Source organism: Singulisphaera acidiphila DSM 18658 (genome assembly GCF_000242455.2).
GTDB classification, from domain to species: Bacteria; Planctomycetota; Planctomycetia; order Isosphaerales; family Isosphaeraceae; genus Singulisphaera; species Singulisphaera acidiphila.
Map to the genome: position 1 here is coordinate 4377937 of NC_019892.1, position 20215 is coordinate 4398151.

The following is a 20215-nucleotide window of genomic DNA, read 5'->3' on the forward strand; positions in this document are numbered from 1 at the left end:
AGGCTCCGCCTGTTATCATCGTGCCATCATGCGACACAATCGTACCGAGAGCTCCGTTATACCTAGCCCCCTCACCCGCTACAAGTCTGGCGGAGACTGATACGATCATGGCGCAACTCAGCGAGTTCGCGAGTTATCTCCGGGAGTGGCGGGGCCGTCGAGGTTGGTCGCAGGAGGACCTGGCGAGGCGGTCGGGGTTATCCCGCGCGGGGGTAAGCGCGATTGAGACGGGCCGGCTCGTGCCGTCGGCCGCAGCGGCCCTCGCGTTGGCCGCCGCATTGGAGTGCCGGGTGGAGGATCTGTTCCGGCTCCGCAAACCGGAGGCTGGAGCCCCCACCTGGGCCTGGACGCCTCGGCGTGAGCCGTGTCGGTACTGGACGGCCGAACTCGGGGGGGAGATACGGCTCTATCCGGCCGAACCGAGTCCGCTGGGGATGATCCCTCACGACGGGGTCGTCCATGAGGGGACGCTCCAGGCTGGGGAACCGATCGCCCCGGAGCGGACCCTGATCATGGCCTGCTGCGACCCGGCGGTCGGCCTGCTGGCCGCCGAGCTTGCGCGCGAGGCCGGTGTGCGGCTCCTGGCGTTTCAGCGGCCGAGCCGAACGGCCTTGACCCTGCTGGGCCAAGGCCTGGTACATGCCGCGGGGGTCCACCTGAGCCGGCATGACGAGCCGGGGGGCAATGCCGGGGTCGTCCGCGCGGCGCTGGGGCCGGGATACACCCTGCTCCGGGTCGCCCACTGGGAGGAAGGGATCGCCCTGGCCCCTGGGCTCGCGTTATCGACGGTCGGAGCAGCGATCGGTTCGGACCTGCGCTGGATCGGCCGGGAGACGGGGTCGGGAGCCCGCCAGTGCCTCGACGAGCTTCTGACCGATCGGCAGGCCCCCAACCGGCTGGCTTCCGATCATCGCGGGGTGGCCGAAGCGCTCCGTGGCGGCTGGGCGGACGCAGGCGTCTGCCTCCGCCTGGTCAGCGAGGAGGCCGGTCTTGATTTCCTCGGCGTCCGCCAGGAGGCATACGACCTCTGCTTCCCCACACGTTGGGAGGACGACCCCAGACTCAAGGCCCTGGTCCACGCGGTCCGCTCACCGAGCTACCGGCAAGCCCTGGGAGACCTGCCCGGCTATGACAGCACCGCCGCAGGCGCTCTGCAACGTGTGAGCTAAATCCGAAGCTTCAATCCCTAAATCGCAAGTTTTTCGTAAGCGCTCGGCAGTTGGTGCGCGCATCGGAATTCGACGGAGGTCGCTCAAGGCCGCCAGGACACCCGAACGACCAGTTCAGGTCGTAAACTTCCTTTTCAGACAGCGTTCCTTATCCAAATTCGCGTACCAGATGCCGAGCGATAGGGGGAAAAAGGAGAATTTAACCACGAATGACACAAATAACACGAATGAAGAAAAAAAACAAACAAATGATTGGATTTTTTTGTTTTTATTCGTGTTATTTGTGTCATTCGTGGTTAAAAATTTGGTAAGCGCTCGGCAGTTGGTGCGCGCATCGGAATTCGACGGAGGTCGCTCAAGGCTGTTAGGACACCCGAACGACCAGTTCAGGCCGTAAACTTCCTTTTTAGACAGCGTTCCTTATCCAAATCCAAATTCGTGCACCAACTGCCGAGCGCGAGGAGTTTTTCTCCTCTCCCTTGAAATCTTGGCCCCGAAATCTGACAATTGTCTTAGACGCTCGCCGTCTGACCTGAAACTCAGGGGTAAACCTCATGAGGCCGATTGTCCGCAGTCTCTTCCTCACGTCTTCCCTGATCGCGCTGCGGCCGAGTTTCGCGGTGGCGGGCATGCCCTCCTTGCTTCTTTCCGACATCACCCGAATGCGGGTGCAAACAATCTCGTTCTTCTTGCTTGGTTTCCTGATATCTGCCTGGGGCATCCAGAGGGTCTGGAATTCGCTGCGCAAGGACTTCCCTCGGCTCCCCCGCCTCGCTTACCGAAAGGCGGTCGGGGTCGTCGCGCTCTGGGGCCTGCTCTTCCTTCTCGTCCTCACCATGATCTCGGGAGCGCGGGAGCTCATGACCCCTGGTGCCTGGCAGAAAGAAGGATACACGTACAAGCTTCAGAACGAGACGAAGCGGTCGATCTCCGAGCAGGAGTCAGCCCGCCGCCAGAGCCTCGATCGGCTCCGGGGTGCGCTCTGGACTTACGCCCAAGGGCACAAGGGGCGTTTCCCGGCCGACGCATCCGGCCCCGACATTCCCGAAAGGTTCTGGCAGGCACCGGATCCCTCGGGCATGCGCTACATCTATCACGGCGGGCAGGTCGCGGATCAAGGGGCAACGCCGCTTGCGATCGAGCCCGACCTCTTCGGCAACGGCCGACTTCTGCTGTTGACCAGCGGCGAGATCCGCGAGATGAACGCTCAGGAAATCCAGGGAAACACGGAAGTAAGGAACCCCTGATGCGTCATTACCTCGCGTGGGGAAGCCTCGGTTTGCTAGCCCTGTTGCTACTCGATTGTATCGGGTTCGGCGTACCGATCGACCTTGTCTTCAGTCTCGCTTTCGGCTGGCTGTTCTTTCTCAACAGGATGATCTCGAAAATTCGAATCAACGGCATCGGTCTCGTCAACGGCCTGGTATGCCTGGCCCTGTTCGCGATCGGTCTGCACCTCTTCCTGGGTTGGCTTCACGGGCAAATGCAAGGGCAGGGGAGAGACCAAGCCGCAAGCCCGTGGAAACGGTCGTGGACCACCTCCTTGGTCGCGATCATCGTATTGATGTTTGTCGCCGGACTCACAAGCGTGGGAGTGGCCCACCAGACGGGTTGGCTCATCACGTCCAGGAAGCCTCTCCTCTCCAGGGGCAGCATGATGGCGGCCACTCGCCACCAATCGGTCAACAACCTCAAGCAAATAGGACTGGCCCTTTACAACTATAATCGTCATGAAGAAACAGCAAGTTTTCCCCCCGGTGGGACGTTCGACCCGCAGGGGCGTGCTCAACACGGTTGGCAGGCCCTGATCCTGGCCCAAATGGACAATCAGGTCCTCTACAACCAGATCAACTTTGACCTCCCTTGGAACGACCGGAGCAACAGCACGTCCTTCGGGACCGCGCTGGAGTTTTACCTCAACCCGGCAATCGGTGGCTTCGAGAAGGACAGCAAGGGTTACGCCCTCAGCCATTACTCCGGAAATGCGTTGGTGATTGGAGGTGACAAAAGTCGCAACACCAAAGACATCACCGACGGCGAGGCGCAAACGATGATGGCGGGAGAGGTCCCCTCAAGCTTCAAGCCGTGGGGCAACCCCACGAACTGGCGGGATCCGGCCAAAGGGATCAACCGCTCGTCCGACGGGTTTGGCAGCCCCTTTCAAGGTGGAGCGAATTTCTTATTCGTTGATGGATCGGTCCGGTTCATCAAGGACAACATTGACCCGCGGACCTGGAAGGCGCTGGGAACGCCGAGCGGGGGCGAAGCGATCTCGAGCGACAGCTACTGATTCATCAGACCACGTGATTGGAGAAGGAGAAGCAAGCTCATGACGGGAATTCACGCTCCCTTCGGATCCAAGGAATGGCTGGCGTCTTACGGCCAACTGAAGACCTGGCATCTCAGCCTGCTCGTCTTGTATACGGCGATCGCCATCGTGAACGTTCAAGACCAAGGTCAGAGCGATCCGACTTTGATCGCTTTGGCCTCGGCGGGCCTCGTGGCTTATCCAGTCATCGGCTGGCTCGCCTGGCAGGGCGCTCGACGATTTGAAGCTCGGCTCGGCCCGTTGCCGGTGCTCGTTCTCTACCTCATCACTATGGCGGGACTCTTCCTGGTGGCGACCCTCATCTATCTGGTGATCGAAAACCGATATCTTGTCGGCGGATTCTGAGGCCAGGCATAAAACACAAGCCACATCCAGACAGTTCGTCATTCCAATTTCCACACCATCAATTCATTCAATGTCACCCCATCGGGGCTACAAAAATCCCAGGTCGCAAATTAGCACACGATGATCCGAATGCCTTGTTTTCTCCACGACGACCTTCAGCACGCGGAGCGACCTTGATGCCCAGACCTGGTCGATCCGAAGAAAGGGGAAGTCGTTGATGATCGTGTTCCCCCACCCACGACCGGCCTCACCGAAGGTGTCTTGAAGGCGCGGCGAGAATGAACGGAACGCCGCGTCCCGTTGCGGGGCGTTGAGGTCTCCTCCCAGGATGATGGGGATGGTTGCGGGGACCGCCTCGAGACGGCGGAGTCAACGAGCGCAGCAGGCTCCACGGTTCCTCCGCCAACCCGAGGAGGAAAAGGCACCACGCCACGGCCATGACCGCGAAGTTGCGACGCCCCTGAAGAAAACCTCCCAACGCGGCAAAGGTGAAGCCGGGGAAGAGCCAGGCCCACACCGGGAAGACCGTGATCGCCGCACACGCGTCGGGCTGAATGACATAGATCAACACCAGAGCAAACCACAACAAGGCCGACAGCCCCAGCGCCGTCACGCCCACCGCACCGCGCCAGTCCCGTGATCTCTCCGGTCGTTCGCTTTTAACGGGAGATTCCGGTGGGATCAACCGTCCCGCTCCAGATGGCCCATCGCGTGTCGCTCCTTTCTCACCGATTCCGATTCAAAGGTTTGAGGCGACCCGGCCGATTGCGGCGTCGGGTCCTTGATCTGGCAAGCGACCAGGGATGAGGTCGCTTTTCTTATCGTTGCACTTCCCGTGTCACCGCACTACTTCCGTGGCCGGCGAACTTGCTTCAACGATCCATTTCGACCAACTCCTCATGATTTCGTCCTTGAATATTTCATACAAATCACATCGTTATTCAAGAGGTATTGCGTCGGGCAAAACACCGGGTTAAGGTCTCGTCCTTCCCCAAGTTCATGTCAAGGAGGATCTGCATGGTTCAGGCGACGCTCTCCCCTTCCGGGCAGTTATTCCAGATTATCAATGGCTTCTGGACTTCGCGGGCGGTCTACGTTGCCGCAAAGCTCGGGCTTGCCGATCTCGTCCAGGAGGGGCCAAAGACGGCCGACGAATTGGCCACGGTAACAGACACGCACGCACCTTCGCTTTATCGTGTGCTCCGGGCGCTGGCGAGCGTCGGAATTTTCGTCGAGGATGAGCACGGGCGATTCGCGTCGACCCCCTTGGGGGATATCCTCCGATCGGGCGTTCCCGGCTCGCTCCGGTCGAGTGCGATCTCGGAGTTGGGTGAAGACCATTACGACGCCTGGCGCGACGTTCTTCAAAGCGTAAAAACGGGAGAAATCGCCTTCGACCACCACTTCGGGATGCCCGTCTGGCAGTATTATGCTCAGAACCCCGAGGTTGCCAAGGTCTTCAACGAGTCCATGTCCGGGCTCACCCGGTCAATCGAGGACGCGGTGGTCCGCTCCTGCGACTTCTCAAACGACCGCACCGTGGTAGACGTGGGAGGAGGGCACGGCACCTTCCTGGCCGCGATCCTCAAGGCGAACCCGACGGCGAAGGGGGTACTCTTCGATGTGCCTCGGGTGGTCGAGGCGGGCCAAAACGGGCTCCGCGCGGAGGGGCTGGACGGAAGGATCGAAGCCGTCGGCGGTGACTTCTTCAAAGCGGTCCCGACCGGCGGGGACATTTACACACTCAAGTGGATCATCCACGACTGGGACGACGCCCAGAGTGTCGCGATCCTCAAAAATTGCCATCGCGCGATGGCTCGAGGGGGCCGGCTCCTGCTGGTCGAAGCGGTCATCCCGCCGCGAAACGAGCCATCGTTTGGCAAATTCATGGATTTGAACATGCTCGTTATGACCGGAGGACGAGAACGGACCGCAGAGGAGTTCCGCGTCCTCCTAGCGGCGGCCGGCTTCCGGCTCGCGCGGGTCATCGCAACCCCCTCGCCAGTCAGCGTGATTGAAGCCCTACGCGAAGACGATTGATCCCGCCTTGCCTCCGAGCTGTTCCCTTCCCTTCACGACGCGACGCGGGCCCATCCCACAGACTGCTCAACCGGGTGGGCCCGCACAATTTCGACTGTTGGGCACACCATTCGCACCATGCTGGTGCGGGAATTTCGTTTCATGGGACGCTCGATCGGGACTGAAGGCAAAGGCTTCCAGAAACATGATGGCAACTCATACCGAACCGAGTGTGCCCGACTTGATTCCTCCCACCCTGCCGAAGTGGGCTGAGCAATATATCGACGTGAACGGGATGCGGACTCGGTTTTTCCAGTCTGGGCAAGGGCCCCCGCTGCTGCTGATCCCGAGTGCCTTCCTTCGAGCTCCCAGTTATCGCGGAACGATCGAAGGCCTCGCCGCGCATTTTCAGGTGACCGCAGCCGAGATGCCCGGCTCGGGACATTCGCAACGCTTGAAGCAACCCTGGGGTTTCGCCGAGGGGGCCGATTGGGCAGCCGGATTGCTCGATGCCTTGAATCTGGATCGAGCGCTCGTGGTCGGTCATTCGGACACGGGGGGCGTGGCCGCCCTGATGGGCGTGCGTCATCCCGACAGGCTCGACGGCCTGGTCATGGTCGATAGCGTGGGCGGGTTCCCTGGAGCCACCTGGTGGAGTCTCTTGAAGAGTCGCCTTCACGATGGGATGACCGAAGAATCTCGGCTCAACCTACCGTTGACTCCTCATATGATTGCCAACCTTCTGCGGCATCCGCGCAACTGCCTCTACCACGCGTTTCGGCTCGCGGCCGATACCGAACCTCTCGAAGTTGCCTCGCGAATCACCGCGCCGACGTTGCTCGCCTGGGGCCGCCGCGACCACACGTTCCCTCCCCACTGCGCGGAGCGGTTCCAAGCCACAATCCCCGACTGCCGGATCATCTGGTCCAACGCCAGCCACGACTGGCTCATTCTTCACCCGCGCGAGTTCGCGGACGCCGTGGCCTCGTTCGCGCGAGAGTTGGGGTTGATACCTCCGGAGATACCTGCGAATAACTTATCCGCCTTGACGTGACGATGGGGGACCATCGCACACCCCGGCAGCCGAAACCACACGCTTAATAAAAGCAAGACTTCTCAATGACAACAGCAAGCCTCTGCGAACGTTGTGGCTGGATGCGTGTAATTACCTCGGGTAAAGGATCCAGATTCTTGCTCTGCGAACGTGCGCAAGCCGATGCTCGATTCACGAAATACCCCCGCCAGCCGGTCTCGCAATGCCTGGGATACGTCGAGCGGAATGCCCCCAAGCAAGGGTGATCGCCAGGAGCCATCGCACCTCGCTCAGTTCCGCGGCCACTCGTAATCCTGGAGTTCACGGATCAAAAAAAGAAACCGCGCGGGATTGCGAAATCCACGGCAGTTCGGCCCGGAAAGGCCACCGCGTGCGTCTTCGCCAAGATGTCGCTCCCCTCGAGCGGGGCCGACAAAGTGTCACCCGAGAGCGGCATCCGGGATGGCTCATCCACCGCACTCCCCTCCCGCCTCACATGGCTCGCCCCTTCTCGCAATCTCTTAGCTGCGTAAAGGATAAGGCGGTTTACCCAAAAGATCCCACCCGGCTCCGAGCACGCGGCGCGCGCCTTGCGACTGGAGACTTGAGCCCAAAGATCAATCGTTCAGGAGAGGAAGCGTTCCGGATCGATCGCGGAGACATGCAACAGGAGACAAACGCGTAACCATCTCTTTGAGAACTTGGTCTTCCGTCCCGGTTGCACCTGGTTTGATCCTCTTCCCCTGAGCGGAGAGCGCCGAAGAGAGAAGAGAAAGGAACGACAACATGATCCGGCTACTGATGGTCGTGACTGGGGTCGATCACCTGACGTTGGTCGATGGGACGATCCGGAAGACCGGGTTCTGGGCCGAGGAGATCGTCGTCCCTCACGAGTTGTTCAGTACGGCCGGGCTGGTCGTGGAGATTGCCACGCCGGGGGGTGTCCCGGCTCCTTTGGACCAGGGAAGCCTGGCCCCTGAGAAGAACTCGGGGGGGGCCAAGGTCATCAAGCAGTTCACGGAGTACCTCGCCTCCCTTGAGGACTTGCGGCACCCACTCATCTTGGAAAGACTCTCCAAAGCTCAGATCGATTCCTACGACGCGATTTATCTGCCGGGGGGTCATGGCCCCATGCAGGACCTGGCCCACTCTCCGGAGCTCGGGGAAATCCTCAATCGCATGCAGGATGACCGGAAGCTCATCTCCGCCGTCTGTCACGGCCCGGCGGGACTGCTGCCGGCCATCCGTGCGGACGGGACTTGGACATTTCAGGATTATCGGCTCACAGCGTTCACCAACAAGGAAGAGAACGAGGTTGGGCTGGCGGACAAGATGCCGTTCCTGCTCGAGACCCAGCTCCGCGATCACGGCGCCAACTTCCAGTCCGGGAAATCCTGGATGCCGTATGTGATCACGGACCGCAACCTCGTGACCGGGCAAAACCCCGCCTCCTCCTTTGGAGTCGCGGAGGCCGCGATCGCTCGGCTGAGCGTCCAGGTCGCGAATTAAACAAACAAAAGAGTGCATGACCGGTCCCGCGGCCGGCCCAACGGCGGAGCGGTTCGGATCCAAAGCCCCAATGGGGGCCATTTCCCGGTCAAAACCGGGACGCCGAGCCTTCCACCCAGGGCCATTTTTCGGGGGACACAATCATGGTGGATTTGCGCGGACTCGAAGAGCGGCTCGTCCGCAATGGCCGAGTGGATGGCCAGGAGATCGAGGTGCTTCGCAACACCTTGGCAGCCGACGGCAAGCTCGACCTCAGAGAGGCCGATTTTCTGGTTGAGCTGCACAAGCGAGTGCAACAGCGCACGCATGCCTTCGAGCAGTTTTTCTACAGCACAATCAAGAAATACATCCTGATGGATGGCCGGATCGGGCCTGAGAAGACGGAATGGCTCCGGCGATTGGTGCTCCAGGACGACAAGATCGAAGATGAGGAACGCGAGTTCCTCCGGCAACTCAAGGGGGAAGCCGCAGAGGTCAGCCTCGAATTCGAAGCGCTGTTCGGAGAATGCATGAAGTATCCGCCAGAACAGCGTACCTCGGGTGGCTGACCGCCTCGGCTTGACCGAATTTCCCAATTGCAAGTCATGAAAGAGCGACCGATCGGGGCCGACCACACAAACTTTGTGCTTCGATTACGTCGTTCTTTCACGACTAAAAATTGCTGACATGCAGATTTTACTGACCGTCACCCCGGACTGGCTTGAGGGGTGACAATCGGCGGGCGCAACGCGGCGGTAAATCGCTCGCATCCCATAAGTGTTCCACGCGACCGCCTTGGATCCAGAGCCGTCGTGGACAACCAAAGCAAAGGTCTCTCGCACCACGGGTTTGCAACCGATTGAGGGTTGAGGAGACAAGATCATGCGAAACCGTTATCAGGGGTCGACGTCGTCGTGGCGGCTTCTCGCCGCGGGCTTGATGGCCTTCCTATTCATTGCTGTGCCGACGTGGGGACAACAGACGTCCTCCACCGTCAAGGAGGATGACAAGGCCACCGACAAAGCCACCGACAAGACCAATGGCAAGGAGACGAACAACCATCGGGTTGTCCGGACCTTCGGCTCCGAGAAGGGGTATCACACCGAACTGTCGAACGAGAGCACAGATCGACTGGCCCAGGAGGACCAACGGCAGCTCTCGCTGCTGATGATTGATGTCTTCGAGCATGTCGAGAAGGCGCGACTCGCGCTTGATGCCGACGACCCCAAAGAGGCGCTCAAGGAAGTGAGTAAGTGCCGAGAGGGCACCCTGGCGATCCGCAAGATGCTGCCCAAGACGACCATCCATACGAAGACCGTCGCCCCCGACGGCAAACCGATCTTCGAGGATGAACTCGTGATCCAGGACGACACCATCCCCTTATACGCGGGGATTCTGCACTCCGAGACGTTGGCCCCGATCGTGGAGGCCCGACGCAACGCGTTTACGATCGCCGGCCTCCAGGTCGTCGAGTCCCAACGGGTGATCACGGAGGCAGTCGCCAAACTCGACCAGATCGACGCCCAGCTCGCAAAGGCGACCAAGGCTCTGACGGAGAGCAAGTCCGACGTCGCCACCAAGGCCCTGGCGATGGCCCTGGTCCGTGGCCTCGATTTCCGCTCGGTCAAGGAGGATTCGGAACTCGCTTCCGCCCGGGACGCAATCTGGTTTGCGAAGCGGTCCCTGGAAGAGGACAACCCCGCGCAGGCCATGGCCAATATGAGCATCGCCCACCAGCGGTTAATGGCCTACCGCGAAGTGCTCCCGAAAGACCATCGCAAGGATGTGGATGAGATGCTTCGCGAGGTCGAGCAAATGGAGAATCAACTCCGCCAGGAGAAGGCTACCCCCACCAACCATACCGATCGGATCCGCCAAAGCCAAATGGTGACGCACTGGTGGGACAAGGTCAACACATGGTTCCATCGGCATCTCTAATCGTTGCCCCCCCCAAAAACCACGGGGCCGTGCCCCTCGCCATCGCGGGGGGCCGCCGGCGCCGACGGCAACTGCGACCGGGTCTTGGAGAAAGACCTCCCGAGTGATGATCGTTGGATCGCTCGGGAGGTCCTCGCTCATGTCGCGAGAAGCACCTCGGCCAATCCGGTGGGCCGCCAGTCCATGGGAGCGAATCGACCGAACGAACGCGTGAATCCTGTCTCGACTCAAACTTTCATTCACACAAGAGGAGCAAGAAAATGGTGCCCTTGGCACGGAACTGGTGGGCCCTGGTGTTGCGGGGCGTCGTCGCGGTGCTCTTCGGGGTCGCAGCCTTTGCCTGGCCCGGGATCACCCTGGCCAGCTTGATCCTCCTCTACGGGGCGTTCGCCCTGGTGGGGGGCCTCTTCGCCGTTGCCGCGGCCCTCGCCGGCCGGCCGCTGGGGGGGGAGCCTTGGTGGGCCATGCTCATTGACGGCCTGCTCGGCATCGCGGTGGGTATCATCGCGTTTGCCTGGCCCGGGATCACGGCCTTGGCGTTGCTCTACCTGATCGCATTCTGGGCCATCTTCACGGGCGTTCTCGAGGTGATCGCGGCCTTCCGGCTCCGCCATGAGGTCGAAGGCGAATGGCTGCTCGCGATCAGCGGCGTTCTGTCTGTCCTTTTTGGATTGGCCCTGATCGTCAGGCCGGCCACCGGCGCCCTGGCCGTCATCTGGCTGATCGGCGCGTACTCGATCGCCTACGGCGTGCTGATGATCGCTCTCGGATTCCGCATGCGGAGCTGGTCGCATCTCATGGCTCATGGAATCAACCGCCCCGGGCTCAATCCCAGCGATTCGATCACCAAGCGGCCACCGAACTTCGCATAACCATGACGGCAAAGACTGACAGATCCACTTGTCCCTATTCTTTGGCTCTCGCGGAGCACGTTCCCACAGGTCGAAACCCGGACTCGGATTCCTGGCGAGACGAGTCGGACACTCGAGAGGAGATTCACCGTGGCAGAAGGCGAAAAGATCATTGGTATCGACTTGGGAACGACCAACAGCGTCGTGTCAGTCATGGAGGGGGGCGAGCCGACCGTCATTCCCAACCAAGAGGGCAGCCGACTGACCCCTTCAGTCGTCGCCTTCACCAGCAAGGGTGAAGTCCTGGTTGGCGAGCCAGCCAGGCGCCAAGCGATCACGAACCCCAAGGGGACGATCTACTCGATCAAACGGTTCATGGGCCGTCGCCACAAGGAAGTCGCCACCGAGGAGAAGATGGTCCCCTACGCGATCGTCGGCGGCCCCGACGACTTCGTCAAGATCCAGGTGGGCGGCAAGGAGTACACCCCTCCCGAAATCTCGGCCTACATCCTCCGCAAACTGAAGGAGGCCGCCGAGAGTCACCTCGGCCACAAGGTCCGTAAGGCCGTGATCACCGTTCCCGCCTACTTCAACGACAGCCAGCGCCAGGCCACCAAGGACGCCGGCCAGATCGCCGGCCTAGAGGTCGCCCGGATCATCAACGAGCCGACCGCCGCGGCGCTCGCCTACGGACTCGACAAGAAGAAGAACGAGAAGATCGCCGTCTTCGACCTCGGCGGCGGAACCTACGACATCTCGATCCTCGACGTGGGGGACGGCGTCTTCGAGGTCCTCTCCACCCACGGCGACACCCACCTGGGGGGCGACGACTGGGACGAGGCCCTGATCAACGACATCGCCAACACGTTCAAGAAAGAGCAGGGGGTCGACCTTCGCAAAGATCAGATGGCACTCCAGCGGCTCAAGGAAGCCGCCGAGAAGGCCAAAAAGGACCTCTCCTTCCAGGCACAGGCCGACATTAACCTCCCGTTCATCACGGCCGATCAGAACGGCCCCAAGCACCTTACGATGACGATTACCCGCGCCCAGTTCGAAAAACTGACCGACCCCCTGTTCGAACGCGTGAAGCCCCCGGTCCGCAAGGCACTCGAAGACGCCAAGCTCAAGCCGGCGGAGATTCACGAGGTCGTCCTCGTCGGCGGTGCGACCCGGATGCCGCTCGTCCAGCAGATCGTCAAGGAACTTTTCGGCAAGGATCCCCACAAGGGAGTCAACCCCGACGAGGTCGTCGCCGTCGGCGCGGCGATTCAAGGGGCGGTTTTGACCGGCGAAGTCAAAGACCTGCTCCTGCTCGACGTCACCCCGCTCTCGCTCGGCCTGGAGACCAAGGGGGGCGTCTTCACCAAGCTGGTGGAACGAAACACCACGATCCCGACGGAGAAGAAAGAGACCTTCACCACCGCCGACGACAACCAGACGGCGGTCACGATCAAGGTCTACCAAGGGGAGCGGCCGATGGCGGCCGACAACCGGCTGCTCAGCGAGTTCAACCTCGAAGGAATCCCACCTGCGCGCATGGGAACACCTCAAATTGAGGTGGCCTTCAACCTCGATGCCAACGGGATCCTCCAGGTCTCGGCCAAGGATAAGGGGACCGGCAAGGAGCAGTCGGTCAAGGTCGAATCCTCCGGTGGGCTGACCAAAGACGAGATCGATCGAATGCAGCGCGACGCCGCCGCCCACGCCACCGAGGACAAGCGCCGCCGCGACCTCGCCGAGGCCCGCAACAGCGCCGAGCAACGCGTCTACCAGTTGGAAAAACTGCTCGAGGAAAACAAGGCCAAGCTCTCCGAATCCGACATGGCCGCGGTCCGCAGCGCCATCACCAAGGTCAACCAGGTGAAAACCGGGGAAGACACGGCCGCAATCCATCAGGCGCTCGAAGACCTGCAACGAGCCAGCCAGGCCATGTCCGAACACCTCTACGCCGCACCGGCCGCCCCCGGAGCCGAAGCGGCGAGCGGAGCCGCCACATCGTCGAACGGAGGTGCCCAAGCGGGCCAGGGGCAAAAGCAAGGCAAGGGAGAGGAGGAAGTGATCGACGTCGAGTTCGAACAAAAGACTTAATCACAAACGCTGACCTTCTGAGGCAGGTGAAACCTCCCAAAGTAAGCGAAGTCTTCCCGGCGAGCGGAGAGCGTGAGCGCCCTGTCTTTGGGCCACTTCTACGCCAAATCCGAAAAGACAGGGAGTTGTCGCACCCCGCTCGCCTTGAGGGTGAGCACCACGACACCAGAGTGGCGATTCCCGCCTTGTCATCGGCTCCACAGAACCGCTATCTTCCTCCGGCCCAGCCTGGAGCACGGAAGATATTTTCGGAATCGAATGAAGGAGCCGATCATGCCCGAACCGACCGCACAAGATCAGATGGCCCGGATGATCACCGGGTCCTGGATCGCGCAGGCCGTTTACGTCGCCGCCAAACTCGGGATCGCCGACCGGCTCAAAAACGGCTCCCAGAGCGTCGAGGAGCTTGCTCAGGCGACAGGCACTCACGCCCGCTCGCTTTATCGCCTGCTTCGAGCCCTGGCGAGCGTGGGGGTTTTCTCCGAAGACGGCGCGGGCCAATTTCACCTCACGCCGCTGGCCGAAACGCTCCGAAGCGATGAGCCGAGCTCACAGTGGGCGATGGCCGTCATGATGGGCGAAGAGCACTATCAGGCATGGGGCGACTTGCTGGCAAGCATACAAACGGGAGAAACGGCCTTCGACCGTATCTACGGTAAGCCGATCTTCGAATACCTGGGCGAACGCCCCGAGCAGGCCGCCTTATTCGACGCCGCCATGACCTCGATCCACGGGCGCGAAACCCAGGCATTTCTCAACGCCTATGACCTCTCCGGCATCAACGTCCTGGCGGATATCGGCGGCGGCAACGGCAGAAATCTCATCGAAATCCTCCAGCGCTTTCCCAAGATGAAGGGCCTGCTCTTCGACCTCCCCCACGTCATCGAACGAGCCCGCCCGAACCTGGAACAAGCCGGCGTCGCTGATCGTTGCCAGCTGATCGCCGGCAACTTCTTCGAATCCATCCCCGTCGAAGCGGATGCTTATTTCATGCGGCACATCATCCACGACTGGGATGACGAGAAAGCCACGCGGATCCTGCGAAACCTCCACCATTCGCTGCCGGAACGGGCGAAGTTGCTCGTCGTGGAGCACGTTCTGCCGACCGGGAACGAACCCTCGTTCGGTAAACTCCTGGACCTCAACATGCTCCTCCTGCCAGGGGGCATCGAACGGACCGCGGACGAGTTCCGGCAGCTCTATCAAGAGGCAGGCTTTCAACTCACCCGGATCGTGCCCACCCAGGGCGACCTCAGCGTCGTCGAAGGGGAACGAGCCGACACCAAGTAATCCCCCGCGCCGGAGGCAAAGGTTCGTAGGAAGACTCGACCCACCCATTCACAGACAAGGGTGGGTCATTCCCCTGTGGAATCAGCAAATATCACAACCTCTCGCAATACCATCACCTCGCGGGAGGCTCGCCCGACGGGGAGGCGATCTCTGAGGTCAGGGGGAGCGGCCGACCGAAGTTCGGCGTCCCGTCTGGGTTCCAGTAGAACCGTTGCGCGCGCGTGGTGCGGTCGGCGTAGGTCTTGCTGGTGCCCGACTTGGCGTGATAGACGATCCAGTCTTCCTTGCCATCGGGGGAGCGGAAAAAGGCGTTATGCCCAGGGCCGAAAACGCCCTGTTCGTCGTCTCGCTCGAAGACAGGCGTAGGATGCTGCTTCCAGGACGCCGGATCCATCAGGTCGCTGGCCTGGTCGGCGATCAGCATGCCGAGCTTATAGTCGGGGGTGTCCGCAGGGCAGGCCGAGTAGATCAGGAAGATTCGGCCGTTGCGATGGAGGGTAACCGGACCTTCGCGGACCACCGCGCAGCCAAAGCCGTCGGCGGGCAGAGCCACGCGTGGGCCGGTCAGCGTCCAGGGGTTGGACATCCGCGAAAGATAGAGACCTTGGCCCGTCGTGCTCGGCCGGCCGCACCAGAGGAAGTAGAGCGCCCCGTCCACCTTGAGAATGGTGCCGTCGATCGCGTAGTACCGATCGTCGGGGTCGGTCTTGACTTTCGCTTTGAACGTATAGGGACCAAGCGGGCCGTCCCCTTGGCTCTCCGCCACATACATACGGTGATGCGTATCGTCGTTGTCGGAGGCCGTGTAGTAAAGATACCAGTGCGGGCCGTTCTCGCTGTCGAACCGGTGAAATTCAGGCGCCCAGAGATCGCGATACCGCGCGGGGTGGTCGTCCTTCCAAACGACCTGACTGGGCGCATCCTTGAGGTCCCCCAGCCGTCGAGCACGCTGGAGCCGGATATCACTCGAGGTGGTCGTCGAGAGGTAGTACCAACCGTTATAAACAATCACCCACGGGTCCGCGCCTTCACGTTTAAGCGGGTTGCGGAACGAAGAAGCGGCACCGCCCCCCGCCGGGGGTTCGTCAGCGGAAACTCGCTCGACCAGCACGGAGGCGAACGTAAGCGGAACCAACAGCAGGGAGAAGCCCATTCGAAGCGATCGTCGCCAAGGAGTCATTGCGTTACCCGTGTTGCGCGATGGGAAACCGACCGGGAGTCACTTCCCAACCAGCTCAGCCGGTATTCGACCAAACCGCAAGGGTGAAATCCACGGCCCCGGCCGCCGGGATGATTCCCAAACGGCCGGGTTCCCAAAAAACCCGATCACGAAACAGGGGGCGGGTTCCGCTCGGCAAAGCCGCGCTGGTGCCAGTACGGGTAGGCCAGGGTCACGGTGCTTGCGGCGTCAAGCGTTGCGACCTGGGCCGCGGTGAGGTTCCAACCGACGGCGCCAAGGTTTTGACGCAGTTGCTCCTCGTTCCGCGCCCCGATGACGACGGTCGACACACTCGGCCGCTGGAGCAACCAGTTGAGCGCAATCTGAGGCACCGTCTTGCCGGTCTCCTTGGCGATCTCATCGAGAGCGTCGACAACGCGGAAGAGCGCCTCGTCCGCGACCGGCGGGCCGATGTCGGTGACGCGCTGATTTTGCAGGCGGCTGGTTTGCGGGAGCGGCCCGCCACGGCGGATCTTCCCGGTGAGACGCCCCCACCCAAGCGGACTCCAGACGACGGCACCGACCTTCTGGTCGAGGGCCAGCGGCATCAGCTCCCACTCATAATCGCGGCCGATCAGCGAGTAGTAAGCCTGGTGCGCCACGTACCGCGCCAGCCCGTATTTTTCCGAGACGGCCAGCGCCTTCATGAGGTGCCACCCGGAGAAGTTCGAGCAGCCGATGTAGCGAATCTTCCCCGCCCGAACCAGGTCGTCGAGCGTGCCAAGCACTTCCTCCACCGGCGTCATGGCATCAAAGCCGTGAAGCTGGTAGAGGTCAATATAATCCGTACCCAGCCGTCGAAGACTCCCTTCAACCGCCTTGGTGATATGGAACCGCGAAGACCCGACATCGTTCGGACCCGAGCCGTGACGAAAAGTCCCCTTGGTGGAGACGATCACCTGATCTCGACGCCCCTTGATCGCCTGCCCGAGGATCTCCTCCGCCAGGCCGTCCGAGTAGACGTCGGCCGAGTCGAACATGGTGAGCCCGGCCTCGAGGCAGACGTCGACCAGCCGTGTGGCCTCAGCGACGTCGCTCGCCCCCCACGCCTTGAAGAATTCGTTGCCGCCACCGAAGGTGCCAGTGCCAAAACTGAGCACGGGGACCTTGAACCCTGATCCGCCAAGCTGCCGATATTCCATTGAGATCATACTCCGGTAATGTCGAAGGTCGTGGGCCGCACCCACCCTGCAAAACTTCAAAATCCATACATTTCATATTCACACTGAAGAGGCCACGGGTTCGAGGCGGGGATAGTCGGTATACCCTTCAGGTCCGGATGCGTAGAAGGTCGCGGGGTTCGCCGCGTTAAGGGGGGCGTTGACCGCAAAGCGATGCGGTAGGTCAGGGTTAGCGATGAACTGGACACCGAAGGCTACGGCATCAGCCTCGCCCGCTTCGATCGTTTGCTCGGCGGTTGCTTGAGTGAACTTTTCGTTCGCGATGTAGATGCCACCGAAGGCTCGTTTCAGCTCGGGCCCGATGCGCCCCTCGCCCAGGTGCTCGCGAACGCAGAGGAACGCGAGACCCCGCCGTCCTAGCTCCGTCGCCGCATAGCCGAACGTCGCAGCCCGGTGGGAATCCCCCATCCCGTGCGCATCGCCGCGCGGGGCGAGGTGCATGCCGACCCGGCCCGGTCCCCAGACCGAGATTACCGCATCGGCCACTTCAAGCATGAGCCGGGCCCGGTTCTCGATCGGCCCGCCGTAGGCGTCGGTTCGCTGGTTCGAGCTGTCCTGGAGAAACTGGTCGAGCAAGTAGCCGTTCGCCCCGTGGATCTCGACCCCGTCGAACCCGGCGAGCTTGGCGTTTTCCGCCCCTTGGCGATAGGCCTCAATGACCCCCGGGATCTCGTCGAGGGCAAGCGCCCGTGGGGTCACGAACGACTTCAAGGGCCGGATCAGGCTCACATGCCCCGACGGGGCGATCGCACTCGGGGCGACGGGAAGAGCGCCGTCGAGGTAGATCGGGTCGGAGACCCGCCCCACATGCCAGAGTTGGAGGACGATCCGCCCCTCGGCAGCGTGAACCGCCTCGGTGATCCGCTTCCACCCCGCAACCTGCTCGGACGACCAGATGCCTGGCGTGTCAGGATAGCCCACTCCCATGGGGGTCACCGAAGTCGCCTCGGTGATGATCAGGCCGGCCGACGCCCGCTGCACATAGTACTCGGCCATGAGTGCATTAGGCACCCGGCCGGCGACCGCGCGACAGCGCGTCAACGGCGCCATGATGACCCGGTTCGGAAGCTGCAAGTCGCCGACAACAAGCGAATCCTGTAAGGTGGGCATTTATGAAATTCCTGAGTCTCAAGGCCGGTTCGTGACTGGTTTCCACAGCAACGATCGCGTACACTCCACTATAGGTAGTTCGTAAATCCCGAACAAGGGAACTAACGCACAGCGGTGGTTCGGCGCAGGCGGTTCGAGGGCGGTTGCCACCTCGCGAACCGCCGGTTTCCGAGCAAGAGCAGAGGGTTCGTTTATGGCAGGCAGACCGCTCCGCCATCCCGAGATCGGTGAGGTCAGCGTCGCCGACATCCTCCACGCGCTCGCGGACCCGATCCGTCTCGGCATCGTTTGCGAGTTGATGAGGGCGGAGTCGGGCCTTAACTGCGTGGAAACGATGGGCCGGGTGGGCAAGGTGCTGGCCAAGTCGACCTGCTCACAGCATTACCAGATCCTTCGCGAAGCCGGTCTGATTCACTGCGAGCGCAAAGGGGTCGAGCTCTCCAGCCGCCTCCGACTGGCCGAGGTCGAAGGGCGGTTCCCAGGACTCCTGAAGTCGATCCTCGGCGCATACGAGCGGGAGAAGGGCGATGTCGACTCTTGACTGCCCCCGCTCTCAAGGCAACGGCAGCCAGTGCCGGTAGATGGCACTTCGGAATGCGATAGGGCGTTTTCGAGTGTGACCGCCGACGCAGGGCGTAGATTCCTGCTTCACCGTGTGCCGGGCAACGTGCGGGTGGTCGGGTTCGATGACGTCCGGTTTGCCTCGTTGCTCTCCGTCCCGTGGGGCCTATCTTCCCCCACAGCCATCCGGACGATGACTGACCCAACAGAGTCACGGGTTGGGAGAAGCCTCGGACGGAGGGACAGCCAAGGGGCGGCCGAATTGGATGTCGTAGGTTGGGAAGAGGGTTCCGAAGAGGCGGTCCCAGATCAAGGTGTAAAAGCCGAAGTTGTGCTGAACGTCCTGGTGATGCTGAGCGTGGAACGTGCTGGTCCCAATCTGGCGTAAGACCGGCACGCGCGACCACCAACCGGGGAACGGCTCAACACCCAGGTGGCCGATCATCCCGGCGCCAAGGTTGATTCCCAGGTAGATGGAAAGGCCAAGCCAGGAACTCGGATAGAGCAGGATCACAACCAGCCAGAGCGTGCCAAAACCGAGTACTTCCAGCGGATGGAGCACGAAAAGGCTGAGAGGCCTTGGGCGGTCGTAGACGTGGTGCAACTGGTGGATCGGGAACAGCCAGGGGTGGTGGACGACCCGGTGGAGAATATACATTGCCAGATCCATCACCAGGATTAGGATCGGCACATCGAGCCAGGCACGCCAGCCGGTATCCCTACGAATGACCACGGAACCATGCTGCCAGAGGAACCAGGCGACAAGGGTGACCAGCCAGTTGACCACGAACCCGGCCGCCGTATAGACGATTTCCTTCGGCTCCAGAGGATCAGGCGGCTGCGTGACACGTTGGCCCGCAAAGAAGAAGGCGGCCAGGTGCCCTAACGCCAGAGCAAACGCAAACGAAACGAGGTTCGCCCCGAAGAGCCAGGCTGCGGCCGCCAGCGGTGAGAGATCACGGGCCCAGTCCAGGAAGTTGTTCATCCTCGCTGATCTCCAACTCGAGGACTCAGTGGGCCTTGGTTCGCCTCGCGGAGCGTTTCCAACGAGTTCTGGACCGTGATCGCAGTGCGCCGGCGGGTGCGCTCGCGCCACGCCCAGCCCCAGATGAAGAGCCCGCCGAGGAACCCGGTCCCGTACGACGCCAGGTGAGTCCAGAGGGCCGCCAGGAAGCGGACGTGAACCTGCCTGGGAATCTCGGAGGCCAGTGGTTCCATCAACTCGACCCAGCCGGCGCGGGCCGCAACGTAGCCACTGCACCCCGCGATCACCGCCACCACGCCCATGCAGACAAGCTGGATCGCAATCGGTTTTCGGAAATCGGCCGCCGACAGCTTGGGCCAAGAGCCGAGCCGCGCGATCAGAGCGAGCGGAACGCCCAGGATGAGACCGCACCACCAGGTCGCGATGATCCCCCAGCCCAGCGCGAGCAGAGTCGGGGATTCCGTTGAGAAGACCGGTGGGTGGCCGATCGTGAAATACTCGATACAGACTCGCGCAGTGATCTGATCATGCACGAGGCCGTAGACGATGGCCGACGCAATGCAGAGTGCCACGATTTTGAGCGATGGCATGGGATCGTTCTCCTCGCCC

Annotated in this window: 20 protein-coding genes; 13 read left to right on the plus strand and 7 right to left on the minus strand. The window is 61.6% G+C overall.

Annotated elements, in window-relative coordinates:
- The first annotated feature begins 107 nt into the window (after positions 1 to 107).
- The 4 genes from SINAC_RS17160 (at position 108) to SINAC_RS17175 (ending at position 3843) form a co-directional block, all read left to right on the plus strand.
- The gene (locus SINAC_RS17160) at positions 108 to 1169 is read left to right on the plus strand and encodes a substrate-binding domain-containing protein (protein WP_015246890.1); all 1062 of its coding nucleotides are present in this window, start codon (positions 108 to 110) and stop codon (positions 1167 to 1169) included.
- 554 nt (positions 1170 to 1723) lie between these two features.
- Complete coding sequence (locus tag SINAC_RS17165; RefSeq protein ID WP_015246891.1) at positions 1724 to 2416, plus strand: hypothetical protein; 693 nt, start codon at positions 1724 to 1726, stop codon at positions 2414 to 2416.
- On the plus strand, positions 2416 to 3459 hold the full coding sequence (locus tag SINAC_RS17170; protein WP_015246892.1) for a DUF1559 family PulG-like putative transporter: 1044 nt from the start codon (positions 2416 to 2418) through the stop codon (positions 3457 to 3459). Before SINAC_RS17165 ends, SINAC_RS17170 begins: the two co-directional genes overlap by 1 nt.
- Positions 3460 to 3498: 39 nt before the next feature.
- Positions 3499 to 3843: a hypothetical protein gene (locus tag SINAC_RS17175; protein WP_015246893.1), complete on the plus strand. Its 345-nt coding sequence runs from the start codon at positions 3499 to 3501 to the stop codon at positions 3841 to 3843.
- Positions 3844 to 3930: 87 nt separating this feature from the next.
- Here SINAC_RS17175 and SINAC_RS41900 read toward each other — a convergent pair whose 3' ends face one another.
- Positions 3931 to 4182, minus strand: a complete 252-nt coding sequence (locus tag SINAC_RS41900; RefSeq protein ID WP_161625809.1) for an endonuclease/exonuclease/phosphatase family protein — start codon at positions 4180 to 4182, stop codon at positions 3931 to 3933.
- A complete protein-coding gene (locus SINAC_RS17180) occupies positions 4091 to 4456 on the minus strand; it encodes a hypothetical protein (RefSeq protein ID WP_154673670.1) in 366 nt (121 codons plus the stop codon). The genes SINAC_RS41900 and SINAC_RS17180 overlap by 92 nt, the downstream gene beginning before the upstream one ends.
- A 404-nt stretch (positions 4457 to 4860) precedes the next feature.
- Between SINAC_RS17180 and SINAC_RS17185 the strand changes: the two genes are divergently transcribed.
- The 8 genes from SINAC_RS17185 to SINAC_RS17220 all read left to right on the plus strand — a co-directional run bounded on the left by SINAC_RS17185 (position 4861) and on the right by SINAC_RS17220 (position 14550).
- Positions 4861 to 5883 carry a methyltransferase gene (locus SINAC_RS17185; RefSeq protein ID WP_015246894.1) on the plus strand — a complete coding sequence of 341 codons (1023 nt, stop codon included), beginning with the start codon at positions 4861 to 4863 and terminating at the stop codon, positions 5881 to 5883.
- Positions 5884 to 6067: 184 nt separating this feature from the next.
- Complete coding sequence (locus SINAC_RS17190; protein ID WP_015246895.1) at positions 6068 to 6916, plus strand: alpha/beta fold hydrolase; 849 nt, start codon at positions 6068 to 6070, stop codon at positions 6914 to 6916.
- 765 nt (positions 6917 to 7681) lie between these two features.
- The gene (locus tag SINAC_RS17195; protein WP_015246897.1) at positions 7682 to 8404 is read left to right on the plus strand and encodes a type 1 glutamine amidotransferase domain-containing protein; all 723 of its coding nucleotides are present in this window, start codon (positions 7682 to 7684) and stop codon (positions 8402 to 8404) included.
- Positions 8405 to 8547: 143 nt separating this feature from the next.
- Entirely contained in the window at positions 8548 to 8952 is a 405-nt protein-coding gene (locus tag SINAC_RS17200; RefSeq protein ID WP_015246898.1) for a hypothetical protein, read from the plus strand.
- Positions 8953 to 9265: 313 nt separating this feature from the next.
- The gene (locus SINAC_RS17205; RefSeq protein WP_015246899.1) at positions 9266 to 10321 is read left to right on the plus strand and encodes a YfdX family protein; all 1056 of its coding nucleotides are present in this window, start codon (positions 9266 to 9268) and stop codon (positions 10319 to 10321) included.
- A 260-nt stretch (positions 10322 to 10581) separates the two neighbouring features.
- On the plus strand, positions 10582 to 11193 hold the full coding sequence (locus SINAC_RS17210; protein WP_015246900.1) for an HdeD family acid-resistance protein: 612 nt from the start codon (positions 10582 to 10584) through the stop codon (positions 11191 to 11193).
- Between the two features lie 129 nt (positions 11194 to 11322).
- A complete protein-coding gene (gene dnaK / locus SINAC_RS17215; RefSeq protein ID WP_015246901.1) occupies positions 11323 to 13260 on the plus strand; it encodes a molecular chaperone DnaK in 1938 nt (645 codons plus the stop codon).
- A gap of 273 nt (positions 13261 to 13533) precedes the next feature.
- The gene (locus SINAC_RS17220; RefSeq protein WP_015246902.1) at positions 13534 to 14550 is read left to right on the plus strand and encodes a methyltransferase; all 1017 of its coding nucleotides are present in this window, start codon (positions 13534 to 13536) and stop codon (positions 14548 to 14550) included.
- Positions 14551 to 14662: 112 nt separating this feature from the next.
- Here the strand turns inward: SINAC_RS17220 and SINAC_RS17225 are convergent, their stop codons facing one another.
- From SINAC_RS17225 to SINAC_RS17235, 3 genes are all read right to left on the minus strand, one after another.
- Positions 14663 to 15703, minus strand: a complete 1041-nt coding sequence (locus SINAC_RS17225; RefSeq protein WP_015246903.1) for a glycoside hydrolase family 43 protein — start codon at positions 15701 to 15703, stop codon at positions 14663 to 14665.
- A gap of 173 nt (positions 15704 to 15876) precedes the next feature.
- Positions 15877 to 16911 (minus strand): aldo/keto reductase, encoded by a 1035-nt coding sequence (locus SINAC_RS17230; protein WP_015246904.1) that lies wholly within the window; start codon positions 16909 to 16911, stop codon positions 15877 to 15879.
- A gap of 78 nt (positions 16912 to 16989) precedes the next feature.
- Positions 16990 to 18060, minus strand: coding sequence for an alkene reductase (locus SINAC_RS17235; RefSeq protein WP_015246905.1), 1071 nt, complete (start codon positions 18058 to 18060; stop codon positions 16990 to 16992).
- 193 nt (positions 18061 to 18253) lie between these two features.
- On the opposite strand from SINAC_RS17235, the gene SINAC_RS17240 reads away from it, so the two are divergent.
- Positions 18254 to 18601 (plus strand): ArsR/SmtB family transcription factor, encoded by a 348-nt coding sequence (locus SINAC_RS17240; RefSeq protein WP_015246906.1) that lies wholly within the window; start codon positions 18254 to 18256, stop codon positions 18599 to 18601.
- A 231-nt stretch (positions 18602 to 18832) separates the two neighbouring features.
- Here SINAC_RS17240 and SINAC_RS17245 read toward each other — a convergent pair whose 3' ends face one another.
- Entirely contained in the window at positions 18833 to 19606 is a 774-nt protein-coding gene (locus SINAC_RS17245; protein ID WP_015246907.1) for a sterol desaturase family protein, read from the minus strand.
- Positions 19603 to 20196, minus strand: a complete 594-nt coding sequence (locus SINAC_RS17250) for a hypothetical protein (protein WP_015246908.1) — start codon at positions 20194 to 20196, stop codon at positions 19603 to 19605. Before SINAC_RS17250 ends, SINAC_RS17245 begins: the two co-directional genes overlap by 4 nt.
- Positions 20197 to 20215 lie beyond the last annotated feature (19 nt).